The organism is Candidatus Jordarchaeum sp., from assembly GCF_052745115.1.
Window position 1 is genome coordinate 1 of the sequence record NZ_JBRAKS010000307.1, and the last position, 4,619, is coordinate 4,619.

Sequence of the window (4,619 nt, forward strand, 5' to 3'; positions counted from 1 at the left end):
GTTCTAGCGAAGGGACTTTTGAAGGAATAGCAACTAATTTTGTCCCAAAGCTTAGAATTATATTACTTTTAAATTCTATCCCTTGTGACACCTATCTCATCATTAATATCAATAGTTATTATGTTTCCGCTTCCGAGTTTTCCAACATTGCAAACAATGGTTTTTCCGATTTTTGCTTCTCCATGAGCTTCATGTATGTGTCCGCAGAACATTAATTCTGGTTGGATTTTTTCAATAAAGTTTCTTATCTGAATGTTTCCTGCGTGGCTTCCATTCCAGGTTTTGTCCAAGCAGTCTTTTGGTGGTTCGTGTGACACTATTATTAGGGGTTTTTCTGACTTTTCTATGTCGCTGAGAAAATCGTACTCCCAGGTGCAGCTAAGCCCAATAATATCAACACCTTTGAACTCGGTTTTTTTACCATGGAGGCACTTCGCATTGATGCCTTCTACTTGAAAATCGGGGTTCACCCGGTCCATATTTCCGAAAACATAAAATACTGGTATCTTGTCAGAAGCTAATGTTTCAATAAGTTTTTGTGCTTCACTTTTTCCTCCTGAGTGGGTTATGTCACCGCAAACCAGTACCGCGTCGGGATTTTTTTCTTTAATGTATTTTCTTGCTTTTTCAGCTGCTTCCACATTGCTATGAATATCTCCCAAAACTACAAACCTCAAGCTCTTCACCTTGGTGTAGAATCCTAAAGTAACTTTGCAAGATTTCAGTATATAGAAAATATTGAAACTATTAAAATTTTCTAGTTCTAACTCTTTTTAGATTTAAAAACCACTAAATTTTTCGACTAATATATTATTCATTTTAAAGACTACTTGTTCACCACAATTAGGGCAAATAAAACCGGTTTCAATAACTCCCTTCTCCTTTTCTAAACTCAGAGTATAATATATTCCGATATTTTCCTGGCAATGTGGACACTTCATAACTGCGAAGCCTTCGGTAACCATTTAAAAATACATCCTCAAATTTTTACAGATCTACCATTATACTATAACTTTTTTATACTATTTATAGGAATCCCCCAATAAAAGAGAAAAATGATGAACACCTAAAATCTAAAAATATAAAATCACTGCACTGGTTGAGAATGATATTTGAAGGATAATTTGAAAGTAACTGTTAAAAACGATAAAGCCGTTAAAATAAAAGAATATAAAGAATTAGGGAGCCGTTTTTTATATTGATGAACATAAAGCTTGGAGGGTCTACCTATGGAGTTATTTACTAAACAGATTGAACTGAAAACTGGTGAAAGAATCGAATTAAAAGACATTACGAGTCAAGTGCAATCCATAATAAAAGATTTCAAAATTACGGAAGGAGTGACTTTTGTATACACTCTCCACACCACTGCCACCCTCATAATCAATGAGGCAGAAAGTGGGCTTCTTAACGACATAAAGAAATGGGTTCAGGCGACCTTCAGCCGACCGGACTATGATCACGATAAAATTGATAATAATGCTGCGGCTCATATAGCTGCAAGTTTTGCCAAAAATGCGGTTATTATTGCGGTGGAAAGTGGAAGACTAGTGCTGGGCACCTGGCAGAGGATTCTCCACCTTGAACTAGATGGACCGAGGACACGCAGAGTAATTGTACAAGTTTTAGGGAAATCGTAGTTTTCATTAGTTCCGAAGCAGATGTGATTAATATGGAAAAACCATTACTCATCGCTCATAGGGGTGCAAGTTTCTATGAGCCTGAAAACACTCTGAGATCTATAAAGCGGGCTCTGGATTTTGGCGTAGATGGAGTGGAGATCGACGTAAGATCCAGTATAGAAGGAAACATTATAGTCATCCATGATGAAACCGTGGACAGAACTACTAATGGAACAGGTAAAGTGAGAGACATGTCTTTACTGGAACTTAGGAGTTTGGATGCGGGAAAGGGAGAAAAGATTCCTCTCTTAGAAGAGGTTCTAGAACTGGTTAGAGATAAGACATTACTGGTTATTGAGTTGAAAATCGCCGGGATCGAGGAACGTGTACTGAAAGTGATTAAAGATTATGATGCCTTAGACAGCGTTTTGCTCAGTTCCTTTATTCACGGAAGCGTAAAAAGAGTCAAAGAAATAAACCCCAAAGTTAATACTGGCGTTATTTTCCGATCTGCTCCCATTAATCCTAGCAGTTTAGCCTTGGATGCTAAAGCTGAGAATCTTTGTGCTTTCTACAAATACATCACTTGGGAAATGGTTCAAAAAGTCCACGAAGATGGTTTAAAAATCTACGCATGGACCGTGGATGAGCCCTCTACAATGGAAAATCTAGCCATAATGGGTGTAGACGGTATAGTCACCAATAAGCCAGACATTAAATTTTAACAAATAATAATTCACATAATTTTAAAAGTGTTAGTAGCTAGTAGCCCTCCTTTTCTAGGAGTATTGCTTGCCCTTGACCTCCACCACAAGCTGAGGAAGCTATCCCGTATCGGCCGTTCTCTTTATTCAAGATTCTTGCTAGGGTTCCCACAATTCTTACTCCGCTCATTCCGGTGGGATGTCCTAAAGCTATTGCTCCTCCCTTCACGTTAACTCTTTCTGGATCAATTCCCAGTTCCTTTATAGCTACAAGTACTATTACTGCGAATATTTCATTTATCTCCCAAAAATTAATATTCCCAACTTCTAGTTTAGCTCTCTCTAGAACTTTTCTAATAGCAGGCACATTTCCGTATCCCATTATGGTAGGGTCTACTCCCGCCCAAGCCATCGACCTTACTGTTGCTAATGGTTTGAGGCCATACTCCCTCGCTTTTTCCTTGGAAGTAATAAGTGCCGCTGCGGCACCGTCATTTAGAGAAGTAGAATTTCCCGCGGTGACCACTCCGTCATCCTTAAATACTGGGGGCAGAGCTGCTATTTTTTCTAGGCTGGTGTCTAACCGAACATTCTGATCATAGTCAACAATCTGTTTTGCTCCGTCATCAAGAATGATTTCTATGGGCAGTATCTCATCCTTGAAAAATCCCTCTCTTTGAGCTTTAACGGTACTCATATGACTTTTAAGAGAAAATCGGTCCATTTCCTCTCTTGATATTCCAAATTTCTGAGCAACTTTTTCTGCGGTTAAACCCATACTTAGAGCAGTTATCGCGTCAAAAGTTTCAATGTTTACAAATCTAGGACTAGGGTTTACACCGGAACCTATGGGCACGCGCAGCATGTGTTCAAATCCCGCCGCAATAACCATATCCGCAAAGCCTTGATTGATTTGCATCGCAGCTATGGACACCGATTCCAGGGAAGAAGCACCCTGCCGATCAACACCTAAGGCAGCTACAGAGAAGGGTAAGCCCGCCATGAGGCTTATCATTCTCCCCCCATAAGTCCACTGTTCCCCACCCTGATTAGAACACCCAATAATGCATTCCTCTACCTCCTCAGCTCGCACACCACTTCTTTCAACAAGCTTGTTAATCACAAGGGCACATAGTTCATCTGCACGAATATTTTTAAAGAAATCCTTCTGAGGATCAGCCCGCGAAATAGGAGTTCTTAAATAATCCACGATAACCGCTTCTCTCAAAAAACCTGCCTCCTTCGAAATCTAGAAAACCCAAAAAATTTTTAGTATCTATAAAGTTCTGATGACTATTATTCTTATATTTCTTTTTAAGAGATCAGAAAACAACTTACCGGAATCTATTAAAAAATGGAGAAAAAATTAGAAAATAAAAAATAAACCTAGTTTTTAAACTTAGGATACGGCTTATTCTCTTTCAATTATTGTTGCAGCTCCCTGGCCACTGCCCACACAGAGTGTGGCGCATCCGAGTCTTCCACCTTCCTTCTCAAGTATACGTGCCAAAGTGCCAGTTATTCTAGCTCCGGTGCTGCCCAGAGGATGCCCGATTGCACATCCACCGCCCTTGACATTAACTATATCTGGGTTAATACCTAACTCCTTTATTGCGTAGAGTGCAACAATAGCGAATGCTTCATTTATTTCCCAGAAGTCTATGTCCTTTACTTCCAGTCCCGCATGCTTCAATGCTTTCTTGCTTGCCGGTACCGGTCCTTTACCCATTACGCTTGGATCAACCGCTGCCCAGCCAATGCCTCTAATGGTTGCCATAGGTTCTATTCCATATTTTTTAGCTTTCTCTTTACTCATCAATACAACAGCAGCGGCACCAGCGTTCAAAGGTGAGGAGTTGCCAGCAGTGATTATACCATCAGGTTTGAATGCGGGTGGTAGACTCTGAATTTTCTCCAGCGTGGTATCGGGTCTTATGGTCTGGTCAGTGTCGATTACACTTTTTGAACCATCAGCCAATGTCACTTCCACTGGTAAAATTTCATCTTTGAAGTATCCTTCTTCTAGTGCTTTAGCGGCCATTTGGTGGCTGCGTAGGGCCCATTTATCCTGTTCCTCTTTGGGTATTTTTGATTCCTCTGATAGCTTCTCGGCGGTTAGTCCCATGTTCATGGCAATAAGCCAGTCAAACCTTTTCTCTTCCTGTACCAAACCGGGCTTGGGATTAACTCCATAGCCCATTGGTATGTGGGTCATGTGTTCAACTCCTCCAGCGACGATGACATCTGCGTTACTGGTCATAATCGCCATGGAGCCGATGTGGATAGCGGTCAT

Annotated in this window: 6 protein-coding genes; 2 read left to right on the forward strand and 4 right to left on the reverse strand. The window is 40.5% G+C overall.

What is annotated here, in order from left to right:
* Positions 1-68: 68 nt before the first annotated feature.
* Together ACUVXA_RS16625 and ACUVXA_RS16630 are read right to left on the reverse strand one after the other, a co-directional pair.
* Entirely contained in the window at positions 69-677 is a 609-nt protein-coding gene (locus tag ACUVXA_RS16625; protein ID WP_445872407.1) for a metallophosphoesterase family protein, read from the reverse strand.
* A gap of 102 nt (positions 678-779) precedes the next feature.
* A complete protein-coding gene (locus ACUVXA_RS16630) occupies positions 780-965 on the reverse strand; it encodes a hypothetical protein (protein WP_445872408.1) in 186 nt (61 codons plus the stop codon).
* Between the two features lie 264 nt (positions 966-1,229).
* On the opposite strand from ACUVXA_RS16630, the gene ACUVXA_RS16635 reads away from it, so the two are divergent.
* A complete protein-coding gene (locus ACUVXA_RS16635) occupies positions 1,230-1,640 on the forward strand; it encodes a secondary thiamine-phosphate synthase enzyme YjbQ (protein ID WP_445872409.1) in 411 nt (136 codons plus the stop codon).
* A 32-nt stretch (positions 1,641-1,672) separates the two neighbouring features.
* Positions 1,673-2,347, forward strand: a complete 675-nt coding sequence (locus ACUVXA_RS16640; protein ID WP_445872410.1) for a glycerophosphodiester phosphodiesterase — start codon at positions 1,673-1,675, stop codon at positions 2,345-2,347.
* A 37-nt stretch (positions 2,348-2,384) separates the two neighbouring features.
* Here ACUVXA_RS16640 and ACUVXA_RS16645 read toward each other — a convergent pair whose 3' ends face one another.
* Positions 2,385-3,554 (reverse strand): acetyl-CoA C-acetyltransferase, encoded by a 1,170-nt coding sequence (locus ACUVXA_RS16645; protein WP_445872411.1) that lies wholly within the window; start codon positions 3,552-3,554, stop codon positions 2,385-2,387.
* A 183-nt stretch (positions 3,555-3,737) separates the two neighbouring features.
* A partial coding sequence (locus tag ACUVXA_RS16650) for an acetyl-CoA C-acyltransferase (RefSeq protein ID WP_445872412.1) occupies positions 3,738-4,619 on the reverse strand: 882 nt, incomplete at its 5' end.